Here is a 16,704-nt window from a genome sequence, read left to right on the forward strand (position 1 = left end):
CGCTGACGCTAACCCACCCTACGGCACCGTGTTCGAGGCGACTTACGCCACGCTCTCCAGAAACGCCTCTTCCGCGGCGTGCACGGCCTCAGGCGTGCCGACATGCATCCAGACGCCGTCGAGGCGCAGGCCGAACAGCCGCTCCTGCTCGCCCGCGCGGTCGAACATCCTGGTCAGCGAGAATTCGCCTTGCGGCGCGCCTTCGAAGATCGCGGGCGACAGGATCGCAGCGCCGGCATAGACGAACGGAACGACCTCTTTTTCCTTGCGCTTGCGCAGGGCCCCGTCGGGCAGCATGCCGTAATCGCCGCGGCCGCTGTAGCCGATGCTGGTCGCGGTCGGCGCCATCAGCAGCAGGATGTCCATGCGCGCGGGGTCGAAGTTCTCGGCAAGCCGCGTCAGGTTCGAGCGCACGCCGTCGATCCACAGCGTGTCGGAATTGACATGGTAGAACGGCGCATCGCCGAGCAGCGGCAGCGCCTTGACCACGCCGCCGCCGGTGCCGAGCACCTGGTCGCGCTCGTCCGAGATGGTGACGCGCGGATGCTGGCGCGAGGCAACGTGATCGATGATCTGGTCCGGCAGATAATGCACGTTGACCACGGCCTCGGTCACACCGGCCTGGCCGAGTTTGTCGAGTACGTGGTCGAGCAGCGGCTGGCCGGCGACCGGCACCATGGGCTTCGGCATCTTGTCCGTCAGCGGACGCATGCGCAGGCCGAACCCTGCGGCGAGCACCATGGCTTTGGTCGGTTTGACGGACATCCTTCGCTTTCTCAGACCTTTCGCGTTCGCAGCAATCCTAACACGAGGTTCGATCAGCCGCACCGCATCTCAACCGCCTTAACCACCCGCCGTGACGGTTGTACGACGGGTGTTGCCGTCATGCCCCGACGGCTGTGGAACGCGCCTTTTTCTTCTTGTCGCCGATCTTCAGGAAATTGACGCCGATCTGGTCGCCGTTGACCCAGGCCAGCTCGCAGCGCCGGTAGGCCAGCCCGGTGGACGACAGCAGCAGAAAGAACTCCTTCAGATGCAGGCCTTCGACCGAGCCGTCGATGGTCAGCTTGGCGCCGCTGTCAGAGACGTCCTCCATGGTGCAATCGCGCCGCCAGGTCCCGTCGATTCCCATCATCTGGGCCGGGATCCCACGCTCGAAAACAACCCGGCTGTTGCCGCGCTGGTCCGTCTTTACCGCCATCTGCCCGCTCCAGCCCGTATTTTCCCGGCTGCCTGGCCGCCAGAATACCGACGTCTTGGCTAACAGCCGGTAAATCGGGCCTCGAATCAGCCTTCTGAAGCCCCTTGGGGCGGGGGAACGTTGGCGAGATACCAGTCGCGCAGGAAGCTCAGCGCGGGGTGGGCGAGCGAGCGCTGCAGATAGGTCCAGATCCGCGGCTGGTGCCGCAGATAATGCGGCTTGCCGTCGCGGCGGTTCAGGCGAGCGAAGGTGCCGAGCAGCCGCGTATTCCGCTGCGCCGACATGATGGCGTAGAGCTCGGCGAAGCCGGCCGCATCGAAGCCTGCATCATTGGCGCGGCGCGCCTTGATGTAGCGCGACAGCAGCGTCAGCTCGATGTTTTCAGGGACGTCGATCCGGGCGTCCTGAAGCAGCGACACCACGTCATAGGATTGCGGACCGAGCACGGTATCCTGGAAATCGATCACGCCGACGCGCCCGATGCCGGTGCGTGTCCCGAGCCAGATCAAATTGGGCGAATGATAATCGCGGATGATCCACGTCCTCGGCGCGGCCAGCGGCTTCTTCAGCAGCTCGCGCCACATCGCGAAGAACTCTGTGCGCGCCGCCTCGCTCAGCGGCGCGTTGCGATCGGGCAGATACCATTCCGGCATCAGGCCGATCTCGATCAGCATTGCCTCGACGTCGAAGACGGGGATCTCATAGGTCTGTCCGTCCAGCGGCAGCGTCTCGGGCAGCGTCTTGCCGTGCAGCGCGGCCAGCGCGTCGGTCGCGACCTCGTAGCGCTCGACGATCGGTCGCGGCGGATCGCCTTCGATCACGCCCTCGCTGCCGAAATCCTCCGAGATCAGGAAGCCGTGGTCGAGATCGAAATGATGGATCGCGGGCGCCGAGAGCCCCTGCGCGCGCAGGCCTTCGTCGATGGCGACGAAGGGTTTGATATTCTCGGCGAGATGAACCGCGGCGCTGTAGGATTTTCCGTTGTAGAGCGCCGCACCATCGGGCCGTTGCGGAGAATTCATCAGGATGACGACACCGTCGTCGCGCAGCAGCCGCGCATAGGAGCGGGTCGAGGCGTCGCCGGCCATGCGCTTGCGCGTTGCGTCGATATATCCGGATGCATCGAGGAATTCGCGCAGCGCCTGCAACCGCGCAACGATGGCGGCGCTCTTGCCGTAACCGGTGATGTCGGCCGCGCGCGCATTCGAGCCCAGCGCCGGCCGATGCGTCAGCGCGATGTCGATGCGATCGGCGGGCATGGCCGACGGCGCGCGCTCCGGCCATTCGATCAGGACGAGCGTCGCATCGGGAAGCGGCGACAGCCCGATCTCCTCGAGCTCGCTTTCGTCCTCGACGCGGTAGAGGTCGGCGTGCAGCACCGGGAAGGGCGGCAGCTCATAGCCCTGCACCAGCGTGAAGGTCGGGCTCGGTACCTCCAGCTCGTCGTCGCCGGCGAGATAGCGGATCAGGCTGCGGGCCGCCGCGGTCTTTCCCGCGCCGAGATCGCCGGTGAGGGTGATGACATCGCCCGGTCCGACCAGCAGTGCGAGATCGGCCATCAATTGCGCGGTCGCCGTCTCGTTGTGGAGCGCGACGGAGAATGTCGTGGGTTCGGTCATTCGGCGGCGTCGCGATGCGCCGCCTGGTCGGTCGGGAAATCGCAGATCACGACCGTGCCGCGGCCGACGATCGAATCCACCCGCACCTTGCCGCCATGCAGCTCGACGAAGGAGCGCACCAGCGAGAGGCCGAGTCCGGCGCCGCGGTGACGCGAGCCCTGCGAGCGGCTTTCGAACCAGTTGAACACCTTGTCCTTCATGTCGGCAGGTATTCCAGGCCCGGAATCTGTCACGGTGAAGACCACGCTGCGTTCGGTGCGCCGTGCGCTGATACCGACGGTGGAATCCTGTGGAGAAAACCCGACGGCGTTGGCGAGGAGGTTATAGAGCACCTGCACCACGCGCTTCTCGTCGCCGACGAAGCTGCCGACATCGGGCGCGATCTCGACCTTGAGGCGGATGCGGTCGGTGGCGAGCCGGTCCTGGATGCCCTCGGCGGCGAGCTCGATGGTCTTGCTGACGTCGACGGGCCCGAGTTCCAGCTTCATCGCGCCGGCATCGATGGTGGCGAGATCGAGGATGTTGTTGGTGAGCGCCAGCAGCGCGTTGGTCGATTTGGTGACGTAGTCGAGATATTCGGCCTGCTTCGGCGTCAGCGGCCCGGTCGAGGGGTCGCTGAGGAAATGCGCGAAGCCGATGATGGTGGTCAGCGGCGAACGCAGCTCGTAGGAGACGTGGTGGACGAAATCCACCTTCATCTGGTCGGCGGCCTCCAGCGCCTCGTTGCGCTCGCGCAACGCGCGCTCGACATTCTCGGTGTCGGTGATGTCCTGGAACGTCAGCATGGTCGCGCCGTCATGCAGCGGCCGGATCATGCCGTCGAGCACGCTGCCGTCCTTGCGCTCCAGCTTCAGCGGCACGTCGGCGCGGCTCTCGATCGAGGTGACGGCTTCGCGGATCTGGCGCCAGACCGCGGGGTCGTCGAACAGTTGATGGCACCAGCCTTCCACCGTCTGGATGTGCGGCTCGTCGCGCATGGCATCGGCGGACAGCTTCCACATCCGGACGAAGGCCGGGTTGAACAGCTGCGCCTTGCCGTTGCTGCCGAACACCGCGACGCCCTCGGCGAGGCTGTCCAGCGTCTCGCGCTGGACGCGGATCATGCCGTCGAAGCGGCGGGCCAGCTCGAGGCTCTCGGTGACGTCGTCGAACAGATAGGTGACGCCGCCTTCCGGATTCGGCGTGGTGACGACCGAGAGCGCGCGGCCATCCGGCAGGTACCAGGTGTCCTTGGCAGCCTCGACCGCACGATACGCCTCGTGCAGCTTGGCTTTCCAGGCGCGGAAATCGGGCTGCTCCGGCAGCTTTCGCGCGGCGCGGAGCTGGTCGAGCACGCTCGAATCATCAGGGTTGGCGTCGAGGAAGCTGCGATCGAGGTCCCACAGCCGGCGGTAGGAATCGTTGTAGAAGGCAAGGCGGCGCTGGCCGTCGAATACGGCAACGCCCGAGGAGAGTTGGTCCAGCGTACGGCGATGCGCCTCCGCCATCCGCACCAGCGCCGAGCTCAGCGCATCGGCTTCGCTGGCATCGATGGCAACGCCGACGCTGCCGCTGCCGACATTGACCGCGCGCACGTCGTAGATGCGCCGCTCGCCGCCGATCACGATCGGCAGCCGCGAGGTGAAGCTCTCGGCGTCCTTCAGGCCCCGCTCCATCGCGGTGCGGTCGGCGCTGTCGAGCAATTCGAGCTTGCGCTCCTGTGCGTCGGTGACGCTGGCGGCCTCGGTCGCGCGCACATAGGCCGGGTTGGCGAAGGTGAGGGCCCCGTTCTCGCCCTTGGCCCAGATCGGCCAGGGTGCGGCGGCGGCAAAGCCGCGCAGCATCTCGGTCTCGTCCGAGAGCGCCTTGTAACGCAGATTGGTCTCGGCCAGATCGCGGCGGAGCCCGGAGAGTTCGCGAATCCGGACAATGGCCTGGCCGCCGATGGCGCGGCCGATTGCTTCCAGCGTATGGCCATGCGCGGTGGTCAGCGTCAGCTGGAACCCGTCGCCGCGATCACGCAGCGCGTCGACCGCGTGGTCCATCTGCAGCGCCGGTTCCGGCGGCAGCCAGGTTCCGAAGGCGAGCACGCGTTGCGGTGAGGAGTCGCGCGGCAGCACCATGGAGATGTCGCCGGAAATCTGCGCGCGGTTGTCGCCGGCGGGCCAGGAGATCAGGATCTGTGGCTCGGCGAACAGCAGCGCCCCGAAGCGGTCGGCCTGCAGCTGTAGTTCCCCGATCCGGGCGCGCAGCCGCGCCTCGTTCTTCGCGGTCCGCACCCGCGTCCGCATCAGCAGGATCGCGGCCATCACCGAGAAGCCGAGCAGCGCCAGCGCGGTGGCGAGCACCGCGAGTTCCTGCCGGTTGAAATCCAGCATGATGGAGAGGGTGTCGATGAGGTCGGCGGCCTCGGCCGGCGCAGCCGGCAGCAGCGCTGCGAGAGCGCCTCCCAACAGGCCGTTGCGCGCAAGCGATGTGCACGACAGCAGCGTCCGACGCATCGACACGATCACGCCTGACATAGTTGCCCCAAGACCGCACGAATCTACGCGCGGCGACCCCCGTCGCGCGCGAATCAAAGGACAATACCCTCACCGTGACTCCGCCGGTAAGAGTCCAGATCGTGAACGGAAAAGCGGTCCCTAAAAAATGCCGGGCGGGGTGTTCCAGCGTACGTAGTTCTTCGGGATGATTCGGCTGGAATTGCCGCGTGTTAGCGCCCGGTCGAGCCGAAGCCGCCGGCGCCGCGGTCGGTTGCTGCCAATGTGGCGACGGGAACCAATGCGGCCTGCACAATTGGTGCGATCACCATCTGGGCGATGCGCTCGCCGCGCTTGATCACGAACGGTGCAGCGCCGTGATTGATCAGGATCACCTTGATCTCGCCGCGATAGTCCGCGTCGATCGTGCCCGGCGAGTTCAGCACGGTGATTCCGTGCTTGGCCGCAAGCCCCGAGCGCGGGCGCACCTGCGCCTCGTGCCCGGGCGGCAGCGCGATCGCAAGGCCCGTCGGCACCAGCGCATATTGGCCGGGTGCGAGCGTCAACGGCTCGCTGTCCGCCACCGCCGCCATCAAATCGAGCCCTGCGGCTTCCGCGGTTTGATAGGCCGGCAGTGGCAGGCCATCGGCATGCGCCAGTTGCTGCAGTTCGACCGCGACCTTCGTGCTCAAGACGCCGGCTCCAGGGATTTGTCGGTCACGCTCTTTGCGATATGCGCGACCAGTTCGATGGCGACTTGTTCTTTGGTCATCACCGGCCAGGAATCAACTGCAATCTCGCCGTCCTTCTCGCCATTCTTCCGGCTTATCAGATGCACGGTGTTGCGGTCGCCGCCCATCACGCCGGTCGCCGGCGAGACGTCGTTGGCGACGATCCAGTCGCAGCCCTTGCGGGCGAGCTTGGTCTTGGCGTTGTCGATCAGATGCTCGGTCTCGGCGGCAAAGCCGATCACCAGCGGCGGGCGCTTGTCCGTCAGCTTGGAGATCGTCGCGAGAATGTCGGGGTTCTCGACCAGCTGAAGCGGCGGCATGCCGGCCGAGGTCTTCTTCAGCTTCTGCTCGCCCTCGCTCGCGACGCGCCAGTCGGCGACGGCGGCGGCGAAGATCGCGATGTCGGCGGGAAGCGCTGATTGCACCTGCTCCAGCATCTGCCGCGCGGATTCCACGTGCTTCACCGTCACGCCGGCGGGATCGTCGAGATCGACCGGGCCGCTGACCAGGATCACCTCGGCGCCGGCGGCCTGCGCGGCCGCGGCAATGGCAAAACCCTGCTTGCCGGAAGAGCGGTTGGCGATGTAGCGCACCGGATCGATCGGCTCGTGGGTGGGCCCTGCGGTGATCAGCACGCGCTTGCCGGCGAGCGGCCGCGGCACCGGCGGCCGCAGCAGGCGTTCGGCGGCGGTGGCGATCTCGATGGCCTCGGACATGCGGCCGACGCCCGCTTCGCCGGCCTCCGCCATCTCGCCGGAATTCGGCCCGACCAGCACCACACCGTCGCGCTGCAGTTGCGCGACGTTGCGCCGGGTCGCCGCGTTGCTCCACATCAGCGGATTCATCGCCGGCGCCAGCAGGATCTTTCGGTTGGTTGCGAGCAGGATGGCGCTGGCGAGGTCGTCGGCATGGCCGTTCGCCATCTTCGCCATCAGGTCTGCGGTGGCTGGCGCCACCACGATCAGGTCGCAGTCGCGCGCCAGGCGAATGTGGCCGGCGTCGAACTCGCTCTGGGGGTCGAACAGGTCGGTATAGACGCGCTCATGTGACAGCGCGCTCACGGCCAGCCGGGTGACGAATTGCTGCGCGGCCTTGGTCAGCACGCAGCGGACCTCGATGCGCCGATCCTTCAGCCTTCGGATCAGGTCGAGCGACTTGTAGGCCGCGATGCCGCCGCCGATGATCAGGGTCACGCCGGCCTCGGGAAGGGCGCCGGTGCGCTGGGGCGTCGGGCTGGTCGATGGTGCCGGCGGCGCAGAAAACGGCGTCAGCGGCTCCTCGCGGCCCTCGATCAGCTCGCGCAGGATGACCCGGACCTCTTCCTCGACCGACCTGTGATTCTTGGCCGAGCGCAGCCGCAAATAGGTTTTGACGCCCTCGTCGAGCTTGCGGATGGTCAGGCTTGCCACGGCGCCCTCCAGCACGGAATGATTGCGATGCTATCACTCACATGATTGCAGTGCAATCACAAATTCCGGACCGCAATCAAGATCCCGATGAAGGTCGCGGCAATGATCCACAGCGCGACGGTGCGCCAACGGTTCTTGCGACCTTCGCTGCGGCCCATTGCGGCGATGCTGTCAGGCGAAAGCCTGATGCCCTCCCGCGTCATGGTTTCGAGCTGCTCCAGCACCTTCACGGATCGCTCGGCGATCTCGGGCAGGCGCATCAGCACGCGCGCGATGTCTCCGGTCCCGGCAAGTGCGCCCTGCACCCGGCCGATCGGGCCGAGATTGCGCTCGATCCATTCGCGCACCACGGGGTCGGCGACCTTCCAGATGTCGAGCTTCGGATCGAAGCCGCGCGCCACGCCTTCGACCACCACCATGGTCTTCTGCAGCAGGATCAGCTCGGGCCGCGTCGTCATGTCGAACAGGCCGGTGACCTCGAGCAGCAGCGTCAACAGCCGCGCCATCGAGATCTCTTCCGCCGTGCGGTTGTGAATCGGCTCGCCAATGGCGCGAATCGCTTGCGCGAAATTCTCCACCGAGTGATGCGCGGGCACATAGCCCGCCTCGAAATGCACCTCGGCGACGCGGCGATAATCGCGGGTGATGAAGCCGAGCAGGATTTCGGCGAGGAAGCGCCGCTCCTTCATCCCGAGCCGGCCCATGATGCCGAAATCGACCGCGACGAGTCGTCCCGCGTCATCCAGGAACAGATTGCCCGGATGCATGTCGGCATGGAAGAAGCCGTCGCGCAGCGCGTGCCGCAGAAAACTCTGGATCACCTTGCGGCCGAGATCGGGCAGGTCGACCTGCGACTCCTCGAGGCGCTTGTGATCGTTCAGCGCGATGCCGTCGATCCACTCCATCGTCAGCACGTTGTGCGTGGTGCGGTCCCAGTCGACTGCAGGCACGCGGAAGTCGGGGTCGCCCTGCGTGTTCTCCGCCATCTCCGACAGCGCGGCCGCCTCCAGGCGCAGGTCCATCTCCATCGCGACCGAGCGCGACATGGTGTTGATGACCTCGACCAGGCGCAGCCGCCGCGCCTCCGCCGAATAGGTCTCGGCCTTGTGTGCGACGAAGAAGAAATCGGAGAGATCGCGGCGGAAGCGCGCGGCGACGTTCGGCCGCAGCACCTTCACGGCGACCGCCTTGCGGATGCCGTCGTGCAGCACCTCGCCGCGATGCACCTGTGCGATAGAGGCGGCCGCGACCGGCGGACCGAGCTTGGCGAACACCTCCGTCAGCGGACGCTCCAGCGAGGTCGCGATCGCGGCTTCCGCTTCGGCCTGCGAAAACGGCGGCAGGCGATCCTGGAGGCTTTCCAGGTCGCGCGCCATGATGACGCCGACGACGTCGGGCCGCGTGGCCAGAAACTGCCCGAGCTTGAGATAGGCCGGACCCATCCGGGTCAGCGCGCGCGACAGCCGCGGTCCGTGCTTCGGACCACGACGTTCGATGATGCGTGCAAGCTTCAGCGCGAGCTGCCCGGGCGGTGGCACGAGGCTCGGATCGACCGAGCCGAACACGCCCTCGCGCGCGAACACGAACGCAGCGCGCATCAGGCGCGCAGTGTGGGTGATGGCAGAAATCACAAACGCCAACCCGAATGCAGAGCGACGATGCCGCCGGAGAGTGTCTGCCAGCTGACGCGGGAAAAGCCGGCCTCGCGGATCATGTCGGCGAAGGCGTTGGGTTTCGGAAACTTGCGGATGGATTCGACGAGATATTGGTAGGACTCGGCATCGCCCGTGATCATGCGGCCGAGCGGCGGGATCACCTTGAACGAGAACAGATCATAGAGCTTGTCGAGCCCGGGCATCTCGACGGTGGAGAACTCCAGGCACAGGAAGCGGCTGCCGGGCTTCAGCACGCGATAAGCTTCGCGCAGCGCAAGGTCGATCTGTGGCACGTTGCGGATGCCGAAAGCGATCGTATATGCGTCGAAGCTGCGGTCGGCGAAGGCGAGCGCTTCGGCATTGCCTTCGACGAAATCGACCTGGGTCTCGAGATGGCGCTTGGCGGCGCGCTCGCGGCCCACGGCGAGCATGTCGGAATTGATGTCGCAGACGGTGGCATGGAAGCCGGGGCCCGCGGCCTTGGCGGCGCGGAACGAGATGTCGCCGGTGCCGCCGGCGACGTCGAGCAATGCGAAGGGCCGGTCGCCCCTGGGCGGGTTGAGGGCATTGATCATGATGTCCTTCCAGACCCGGTGCAGGCCACCGGACATCAGGTCGTTCATCAGATCATAGCGCGACGCCACGCTGTGAAACACGTCGTTCACCAGCGTCTGCTTGTCCCCGAGGGGAACGTCCTTGAAGCCAAAATGCGTGGTTTCGCCCGGCCGATCCATTACTCTACTCCACTGGGCGGACCATAGCGCGCCCGCCGCAATGGCGCTATCACACCGCCCTCATAAGGTGAATGCCTGACCATGCCCGAATTGCCCGAAGTCGAGACCGTCCGCCGCGGCCTTCAGCCTGTCATGGAGGGTGCGAAAATCCTGGTCGCGGAGGCCCGTCGGCCGGATCTCCGCTTTCCGTTCCAGCCGGATTTCGTGGCCCGGCTCAAGGGCCAGGTCGTCACGGGCCTCGGCCGCCGCGCAAAATATCTCATGGCCGACCTCGCCTCGGGCGACGTGCTGCTGATGCATCTGGGCATGTCGGGCTCGTTCCGCGTCATCAAGCCGGACAACGAGGCCGCGCCCGGCGAGTTTCACTATCCTAGGGCTAAGGATTCCGCGCACGACCATGTGCTGTTTCGGATGTCCTCCGGCGCCGATATCGTCTTCAACGATCCGCGCCGCTTCGGTTACATGAAAGTGATCGCGCGCAATGCGCTGGACGAAGAGCCGCTGCTGCGCGATCTCGGCCCCGAGCCGCTCGGCAACGAGTTCGACGCTGCGATGCTGGCGCGGTCCTGCGAAGGCAAGATGACGAGTCTGAAGGCCGCACTGCTCGACCAGCGCGTGGTGGCGGGGCTTGGCAACATCTATGTCTGCGAAGCGCTGCATCGCTCGCATCTGTCGCCGCGCCGGATCGCCGCGACCCTGTCGACCAGGAAGGGCGAGCCCACGGACCATGCAAAGCGATTGGTCGGCGCGATCCACACCGTGCTGAACGATGCGATCAAGGCCGGCGGCTCCAGTCTGCGTGACCATCGCCAGACCTCGGGCGAGCTCGGCTACTTCCAGCATTCATTCAAAGTCTACGATCGCGAAGGCGAGAAATGCACGACGCCCGCTTGCGGCGGCACGATCAAGCGCTTCACCCAGAATGGCCGCTCGACCTTCTGGTGCCCGAAATGTCAGAAGTGACGTAGCATCGTAGCCCGGATGGAGTGCAGCGTAATCCGGGACCTTCGCGCGACGGATGCAGGCGCCCCGGATTGCGCTGCGCTCCATCCGGGCTACGAATGCTCGCGAACAGGCGTTTTGCCCGCTGAGTCAGACGTCTGCGCGCCGCCGCCGAGGTGACGCGGCGGGGAGCCGTTCTACTGTGCATGGGGTTGTTTTCGAGATTCTTGTTCGAGAGCGTGTTGGCCCTCGTCAAAAACGCGAAGCGAAGCAATCCGGCCGGGCTGGTGGCCGGATTGCTTCGTCGCTGGGGCCCTTCCGGATGGTGAAGGGCCGACTGTCGTCCGAGCGATTGCCCCGCTCAGGACGCCAGGGTCGTGGTCTCGTCCGCCGCGTGCTCGGCGGCAACGTGAAGCATGCCGTCCGCAGCCGACATCACCTGGTCGATCAGGACGTTGGTCGTGGCTTCGAGCTCGAGCCGGGTCTCGATCCAGCGCCAGAGGCCGCGGATCTCGTCCGCCGACTTGCCGTTCGGCGCGAACTCGCTGACGGCGAGACCGCTGGCGAGCGAGTCCTGGTGGTCGTTGCGCATCACGATCAACGGGCGCGCGAGCACTTCAGTGAGATCGAGCGCGGCTTCCTCGGCGAGCGCGCCTGCGGCATTGTCGATGCGTTGGCCGCGGATCGGCGTCTGGTTGAGCACGAAGCTATAGGGCCGCTTCCAGGCGCGCGCGACGCTGAGCGTCGAGGCGGTCGCCTCGATGTCGGCAACGCTCGGGCGGGCCGGGATCAGGCAGAGATCGGAATGGCGGATCGCTGCGGTGGTGGCGGCGGAAAGGCCGGCCGCAGTATCGACGATCGCGAGCTGCAGGCCGCTGTCCGCCAGCATCTTCAGGCGCGGCTCGATGTCGGCAGCATGGTAGATCGGCTCGACGACGAGATCGTCGGCGTTGCGGCGGCGTTGCCAGTTGGAGAGGGTGCCCTGCGGGTCGGTTTCGATCAGGCGAACGGTGAAGCCAGCCTGCTTGGCTGCCAGTGCGAGGCCGATGGCGAGCGTGCTCTTGCCACTGCCGCCCTTTTGGGTGGCCAAAACGATCGTGTGCATTTGAAGATCAATCCTTTGGAGTTCTGGGTCAGGAATACGCCACGCGAACGTGCATCGATCTCGATGCTGAGCTCTTCTCGCTCAGGACGTGCCGGCCCGATCCAAAGGGGATCGCGGAGGTCCGAATCAGCAGTAACGATGATGGCGGAATGGGGAATGCCAGCGAATCCGTACCATTACCGGACCCGTAGTCGTACGTATGATGTGTTCGTGGGTCAGTTGATCTCGCCTCCCGGACAAAGCGCAGCCCGGCAGTGATGCGCTGCCGGAACGGGGCCCAGGAAGCCACTTGCACGGAATTCGAGGAAGCATGAGTCCCGGCTCAGCCGAGCGGCATGTCATGCCGCAGCGCGTCCGGGACAGGAGCGCGCACGATTTCTGGTGAGCTTATTTCCGCACGCAGATCACGCGGACGACGGCGGCCTTTGCATCCGTTGAAGTGCCGTTCGCGGTGATCTGGTTGGCCTTCAGGAAATCGCGCACGGCATCTGCGGACACCATCACGGCCTGCGAGGCCGGCACCGATGTCGCAGGTCCCGCCAGCGTTGCCGGCTTCAACAGCGCAATGCCGGCGAACCTGCCGTCGCCATCGATTGCGGGACCACCGGAGAACCCGACCGCCGGTGGCGGCGACAGCATGGCATCGCTGCTCGGGACTGGCGCCAGCGCAGCCTTGACGACCGACACGCCGCCTGCGCCGCCCTGGCTCTGCGGATCGGCGATGCCGACGACGTCGACGTTCGTCTTCGCCGCGCCGCCAGCGAGGCCGAGCGGCTTGAGGCCGCGCGCGCCGTAGATGTGCAGAAGCGCCAGACCGCGCTCCTTGTCTTCGGCAAGACGGTCGGCACTGCCATGGCCGGCGACCGTGATCGCGAGACAGCTGTCGGTGACGAGGCGGTCGGCTACGATCGCACCGTCGTCGCTGACGACGAGGCCGGTGCCGTATTCGACGGTCTTGCGCGGCGGTGGCCCGGCCTGCGGGCCCGACGGGAACGCGTTGAAGGCGCTCGACATCGCGATCACGACCGGCTCGACCGTGTTCTCGGTCGCCTGGTCGTAGAGGATCGTCATGGTGCGGACCTCGTCGCCCTTGAAGGTGCCGCGGACGTAGAATTTCTTGAGGCCCTGCAAGCCCGACAGCACGAAGAAGTCGGGCTTCACCACGGTGTAGTCGACCTTGCGCCCGGACGGCTCCTTCTCCAGCTCCGCGAGTTTCGCCGAGGTCGGGTTCGCTTCCTTGCGGCGGCTGAGCAGCACCTGCACGGTTCCGGTCGGCGAGGTCCATTTCGAGCCGTTGGCGTCGCTCGCCTGCTGCGGCACGAGCTTGGTGGGGATGCCGAGCCGGGCGCCGCTGGTCGGCTCCGTCACGATCTTCCAGCCGACGCCGTCCTGCTTCTTTCGCGCCGTCTCGGCGAGCGCGGCCCGCTCCTGCGGGTTGAGCACGCCGGTCGGCTTGCCGCCCTTGGCCTTCTGGTAATCCTTGATGGCGTTGACCATGCGCTCGCTGACGTCGCCGGTGATGGCGCCGTTGTACTGGCCGACCCAGGCGAGGTCGGATTGCAGAGACAGTCGCTCTGCCTTTGCCATGGCTTCGGCTGTCGCCGACGGCGTCTGCATTGCGGGAGGTTGAATCGGCACGGTCTGGACCGTCTTCGGCTTGGCGCCGGCGATCGGCTGTGTCGTCATCTGGGCGTTCGCGGCCGTCGCAGTCGCAAACATCAAGGTTGCCGTAAGCATCGATCTCATGACAAATCCAACCCGCCCATTGAACGCAATGGCATTGAAGCACATCTCGTTGGTCGCGAACAATGTTGGGCTGGTTCAGGCGCGAGCTGAGACGCGCACCCAGGTCCTCGTCCTGAGGAGCGGCCGCAAGGCCGCGTCTCGAAGGATGGCCGCAGGCAAGATCGGGGCCTTCATGGTTCGCCCGGCGATGCGAAGCATCGTCCGGAGACGGCGCTTCGCGCCTCCTCACCAGGAGGCTTGAGAGGAACGAAAGACGATGCTGAGCCCGGACGAACTCGAACGTTATGCCCGCCATATCGTGCTGCGCGATGTCGGCGGACCGGGCCAGGCCGCGCTGAAGCGGGCCTCCGTGCTGGTGATCGGTGCCGGTGGCCTCGGCGCGCCCGCCCTGATGTATCTGGCCGCGGCCGGCGTCGGCACGCTCGGCGTGGTCGATGACGACGTGGTGTCGCTGTCGAATCTCCAGCGCCAGGTGATCCACACCACGCCGGATATCGGCCGGCACAAGGTCGAGAGCGCCGCCGAGCGGATCGCGGCGCTCAATCCGCATGTCCGCTTCGTCGGCCATGCCACCTGGCTCAACGCCGACAATGCGCTCAGCCTGATCGGCGATTACGATCTCGTGCTCGACGGCTCCGACAATTTCTTGACGCGCTATCTGGCTTCGGACGCCTGCTTCTTCGCCAAGCGGCCGCTGATCACCGCCGCGCTCGGCACCTTCGACGGCTCGCTCACCACCATTCGCGCGCATGAGAGGAACGAGCAGGGCGAGTTCAACCCAACCTATCGCTGCCTGTTTCCGGAGGCGCCGCCGCCCGGTACCGTGCCGGCCTGCGCGGAAGCCGGCGTCATGGGCGCATTGGCGGGCGTGCTCGGCTCGATGATGGCGCTGGAGGCGATCCGCGAGATCGTCGGTTTCGGCGATGGCCTGGTCGGCCGCCTCCTGATGATCGATGCGCGCGCGATGCGCTTCGAGACGCTGCGCTATTCGCGCGATCCTGCCAATCCGCTCAACGGCGACGGGCCTGTGGTCGTCGACCTCAGCGCTCATCGCACCTGAGCGCGTCAGGTCGTCGCCGGCTTCTCGCTGTCGAGATGCGCCATTTGCTCGGCCGCATAGCGCGTGCCGGACGCGACGTTCGGCGGAAAGGCCTTTGCCAGCGCTGCGAGATGCTCCGGCGCCAGCGTCACCTTCGTTGCGCCGAGCGCTTCGGTGAGACGGGTGCGGGTGCGGGCGCCGACCAGCGGCACGATCGCCTTGTCCTGTGTGGACACCCAGGCGATTGCGACCTGCGCCGGCGTTGCGCCGATCTCCGCGGCGATGATGCGCAGCTGATCCACCAGCGCCAGATTGGCATCGAGATTTGCGCCCTGGAAGCGCGGCGTCATCAGCCGGTAGTCACGGCCGGCCTTGCCTGAGTCCTTCGACCAGTGGCCACTGATCAGGCCGCGCGCGAGCACGCCGTAGGCCGTGATGCCGATGCCGAGCTCGCGGCACGTGCTCAGGATATCGCGTTCGATGCCGCGCTCGATCAGCGAATATTCGATCTGGAGATCGGCGATCGGATGCACGGCATGCGCGCGGCGGATGGTGTCGGAGCCGACCTCGGAGAGGCCGATATGCTTGACGTAGCCGGCCTTCACGAGATCGGCGATTCCGCCGATGGTCTCCTCGATGGGCACGCTGGGATCGAGCCGCGCCGGCCGGTAGATGTCGATATGATCGGTGCCGAGCCGCTGCAGTGAATACGCCAGGAAATTCTTTGTCGCGGCCGGCCGTGTGTCCATTCCGATGAAGTCCCCGGCGGGACCGCGCAGCGCGCCGTACTTCACGCTGATCCGCACCTTGTCGCGGGCGACGTCCTTCAGCGCTTCGCGCACCAAAATCTCGTTGTGACCCATGGCGTAGAAATCGCCGGTGTCGAGCAGCGTGATGCCGGCATCGAGCGCCGCATGCACCGTGGCGACGGCCTCGCCGCGATCGGCGGGGCCGTAGACCTCCGACATGCCCATGCAGCCGAGACCGAGGGCGGAGACGGTGGGGCCGGTTGAACCGAGTTTGCGTTGCTCCATGATGGCTCTCCTCGAAGAAGCGGCGGATGGCGCCGCGTGACGAGGGCACATATGCGCCTGCGCGATTGCGCCGATAAGCTGGACAATCGAGAATGGCTTGTTCAAAATAATGAACAATGGCCGATCCCGATCTGCGCGATCTCGACGCCTTCGTGGCGGTTGCCCGCACCCGTAATTTCCGGCGGGCGGCGGTCGACATGCGTATCTCCGTATCGGGCCTCAGCCAGCGGCTGCGGGACCTAGAGGAGCGCCTCGGCGTCCGCCTGATGAACCGCACCACCCGCAGTGTCGCGCTGACCGAAGCGGGCGAGCTGCTGCTGTCCCGCGTCGCCCCGGCGCTCCGCGATGTCGGCGATGCCCTGGACCAGGTCCGCGGCCTTCGCGAGGTTGCCTCGGGCCGCCTGCGGATCAATGCGCCGCCTCCGGCGGTCGATCTCGTGCTGGCGCCGATGGTCGGCCCGTTTCTGAGCGTGCATCCGCAGGTCGATCTCGACATCGTCTCCGAAAGCGGCTTCGTCGATATCGTCAGCGCCGGCTTCGACGCAGGCGTGCGCTATGGCGAGCATCTCGCGCAGGACATGGTGGCGATCCCGCTAAGCGGCCCGCAGAGTTACGTCGTCGTCGCTTCGCCTGATTATCTCGCGCGCTGCGGCAGGCCGAAGCATCCGAAGGATCTGCTCGATCATGATTGCATCCGCGCGCGCTACTCGAGCGGCGTCATGCACGATCTGGAGTTCGAGAAAGCGGGCCATGTCGTCAAGGTCGATCCGCCCGCAAAGCTGATCTCGACCAACATGAACCTTGCGATGCGCGCCGCTCTCGACGGCGTCGGGATCTGGGCGACGCTCGATGGCTATGTCGGCGAAGCCGTGAAGTCCGGTGCGCTGGTCAGCCTGATGGAAGATTGGTGCGAGCCGTTCCCGGGCCCGTTCCTGTACTATCCGAGCCGGCGCCAGACGCCGCCCGCCCTGCGCGCGTTCATCGATTTCGTCGCGAACTGGCGCAAGCGCGAAACGCGCGGCAAATGAAC

Annotated in this window: 14 protein-coding genes; 3 read left to right on the plus strand and 11 right to left on the minus strand. The window is 66.2% G+C overall.

The features are described from left to right. Positions 1-42: 42 nt before the first annotated feature. From UNPF46_RS00190 to ubiE, 8 genes are all read right to left on the minus strand, one after another. Positions 43-765 carry a nucleotidyltransferase family protein gene (locus tag UNPF46_RS00190; protein ID WP_100178622.1) on the minus strand — a complete coding sequence of 241 codons (723 nt, stop codon included), beginning with the start codon at positions 763-765 and terminating at the stop codon, positions 43-45. A 118-nt stretch (positions 766-883) separates the two neighbouring features. Beyond that, positions 884-1,201 carry a PilZ domain-containing protein gene (locus UNPF46_RS00195; protein ID WP_142248643.1) on the minus strand — a complete coding sequence of 106 codons (318 nt, stop codon included), beginning with the start codon at positions 1,199-1,201 and terminating at the stop codon, positions 884-886. Between the two features lie 86 nt (positions 1,202-1,287). Continuing rightward, the gene (gene tsaE / locus UNPF46_RS00200) at positions 1,288-2,820 is read right to left on the minus strand and encodes a tRNA (adenosine(37)-N6)-threonylcarbamoyltransferase complex ATPase subunit type 1 TsaE (RefSeq protein ID WP_142248644.1); all 1,533 of its coding nucleotides are present in this window, start codon (positions 2,818-2,820) and stop codon (positions 1,288-1,290) included. Continuing rightward, the gene (locus tag UNPF46_RS00205; RefSeq protein ID WP_100178620.1) at positions 2,817-5,321 is read right to left on the minus strand and encodes a sensor histidine kinase; all 2,505 of its coding nucleotides are present in this window, start codon (positions 5,319-5,321) and stop codon (positions 2,817-2,819) included. The genes tsaE and UNPF46_RS00205 overlap by 4 nt, the downstream gene beginning before the upstream one ends. 191 nt (positions 5,322-5,512) lie before the next feature. Beyond that, positions 5,513-5,971, minus strand: a complete 459-nt coding sequence (dut, locus tag UNPF46_RS00210) for a dUTP diphosphatase (protein ID WP_142248645.1) — start codon at positions 5,969-5,971, stop codon at positions 5,513-5,515. Next, positions 5,968-7,419 carry a bifunctional phosphopantothenoylcysteine decarboxylase/phosphopantothenate--cysteine ligase CoaBC gene (gene coaBC / locus UNPF46_RS00215; RefSeq protein ID WP_142248646.1) on the minus strand — a complete coding sequence of 484 codons (1,452 nt, stop codon included), beginning with the start codon at positions 7,417-7,419 and terminating at the stop codon, positions 5,968-5,970. The genes dut and coaBC overlap by 4 nt, the downstream gene beginning before the upstream one ends. Before the next feature lie 56 nt (positions 7,420-7,475). Then, complete coding sequence (ubiB, locus tag UNPF46_RS00220; RefSeq protein WP_100181315.1) at positions 7,476-9,050, minus strand: 2-polyprenylphenol 6-hydroxylase; 1,575 nt, start codon at positions 9,048-9,050, stop codon at positions 7,476-7,478. Next, on the minus strand, positions 9,047-9,808 hold the full coding sequence (gene ubiE, locus UNPF46_RS00225) for a bifunctional demethylmenaquinone methyltransferase/2-methoxy-6-polyprenyl-1,4-benzoquinol methylase UbiE (RefSeq protein ID WP_100178618.1): 762 nt from the start codon (positions 9,806-9,808) through the stop codon (positions 9,047-9,049). Before ubiE ends, ubiB begins: the two co-directional genes overlap by 4 nt. A gap of 81 nt (positions 9,809-9,889) precedes the next feature. Here ubiE and mutM point away from each other — a divergent pair, with 81 nt between their 5' ends. Beyond that, positions 9,890-10,771, plus strand: coding sequence for a bifunctional DNA-formamidopyrimidine glycosylase/DNA-(apurinic or apyrimidinic site) lyase (gene mutM, locus UNPF46_RS00230; protein ID WP_142248647.1), 882 nt, complete (start codon positions 9,890-9,892; stop codon positions 10,769-10,771). A 340-nt stretch (positions 10,772-11,111) separates the two neighbouring features. Here the strand turns inward: mutM and UNPF46_RS00235 are convergent, their stop codons facing one another. Both UNPF46_RS00235 and UNPF46_RS00240 read right to left on the minus strand, forming a co-directional pair. Then, positions 11,112-11,855: a nucleotide-binding protein gene (locus UNPF46_RS00235; RefSeq protein WP_142248648.1), complete on the minus strand. Its 744-nt coding sequence runs from the start codon at positions 11,853-11,855 to the stop codon at positions 11,112-11,114. A gap of 387 nt (positions 11,856-12,242) precedes the next feature. Next, complete coding sequence (locus UNPF46_RS00240; RefSeq protein ID WP_181769710.1) at positions 12,243-13,601, minus strand: peptidoglycan-binding protein; 1,359 nt, start codon at positions 13,599-13,601, stop codon at positions 12,243-12,245. A gap of 256 nt (positions 13,602-13,857) precedes the next feature. On the opposite strand from UNPF46_RS00240, the gene UNPF46_RS00245 reads away from it, so the two are divergent. Continuing rightward, on the plus strand, positions 13,858-14,661 hold the full coding sequence (locus UNPF46_RS00245) for a HesA/MoeB/ThiF family protein (protein WP_100178613.1): 804 nt from the start codon (positions 13,858-13,860) through the stop codon (positions 14,659-14,661). A 5-nt stretch (positions 14,662-14,666) separates the two neighbouring features. Here UNPF46_RS00245 and UNPF46_RS00250 read toward each other — a convergent pair whose 3' ends face one another. After that, complete coding sequence (locus UNPF46_RS00250; RefSeq protein ID WP_100178612.1) at positions 14,667-15,674, minus strand: aldo/keto reductase; 1,008 nt, start codon at positions 15,672-15,674, stop codon at positions 14,667-14,669. Between the two features lie 116 nt (positions 15,675-15,790). Here UNPF46_RS00250 and UNPF46_RS00255 point away from each other — a divergent pair, with 116 nt between their 5' ends. Further along, positions 15,791-16,702: a LysR family transcriptional regulator gene (locus UNPF46_RS00255; RefSeq protein ID WP_100178611.1), complete on the plus strand. Its 912-nt coding sequence runs from the start codon at positions 15,791-15,793 to the stop codon at positions 16,700-16,702. Positions 16,703-16,704 lie beyond the last annotated feature (2 nt).

It is taken from the genome of Bradyrhizobium sp. UNPF46, assembly GCF_006658625.1.
Classification (GTDB): domain Bacteria; phylum Pseudomonadota; class Alphaproteobacteria; order Rhizobiales; family Xanthobacteraceae; genus Bradyrhizobium; species Bradyrhizobium nitroreducens.

Excerpts from the sequence above, each read along its gene's own strand:
- UNPF46_RS00190 (WP_100178622.1), bottom strand. The coding sequence starts at position 765 with ATGTCCGTCAAACCGACCAAAGCCATGGTGCTCGCCGCAGGGTTCGGC.
- UNPF46_RS00195 (WP_142248643.1), bottom strand. The coding sequence starts at position 1,201 with ATGGCGGTAAAGACGGACCAGCGCGGCAACAGCCGGGTTGTTTTCGAG.
- tsaE (WP_142248644.1), bottom strand. The coding sequence starts at position 2,820 with ATGACCGAACCCACGACATTCTCCGTCGCGCTCCACAACGAGACGGCG.
- UNPF46_RS00205 (WP_100178620.1), bottom strand. The coding sequence starts at position 5,321 with ATGTCAGGCGTGATCGTGTCGATGCGTCGGACGCTGCTGTCGTGCACA.
- ubiE (WP_100178618.1), bottom strand. The coding sequence starts at position 9,808 with ATGGATCGGCCGGGCGAAACCACGCATTTTGGCTTCAAGGACGTTCCC.
- mutM (WP_142248647.1), top strand. The coding sequence starts at position 9,890 with ATGCCCGAATTGCCCGAAGTCGAGACCGTCCGCCGCGGCCTTCAGCCT.
- UNPF46_RS00235 (WP_142248648.1), bottom strand. The coding sequence starts at position 11,855 with ATGCACACGATCGTTTTGGCCACCCAAAAGGGCGGCAGTGGCAAGAGC.
- UNPF46_RS00240 (WP_181769710.1), bottom strand. The coding sequence starts at position 13,601 with ATGAGATCGATGCTTACGGCAACCTTGATGTTTGCGACTGCGACGGCC.
- UNPF46_RS00245 (WP_100178613.1), top strand. The coding sequence starts at position 13,858 with ATGCTGAGCCCGGACGAACTCGAACGTTATGCCCGCCATATCGTGCTG.
- UNPF46_RS00250 (WP_100178612.1), bottom strand. The coding sequence starts at position 15,674 with ATGGAGCAACGCAAACTCGGTTCAACCGGCCCCACCGTCTCCGCCCTC.
- UNPF46_RS00255 (WP_100178611.1), top strand. The coding sequence starts at position 15,791 with ATGGCCGATCCCGATCTGCGCGATCTCGACGCCTTCGTGGCGGTTGCC.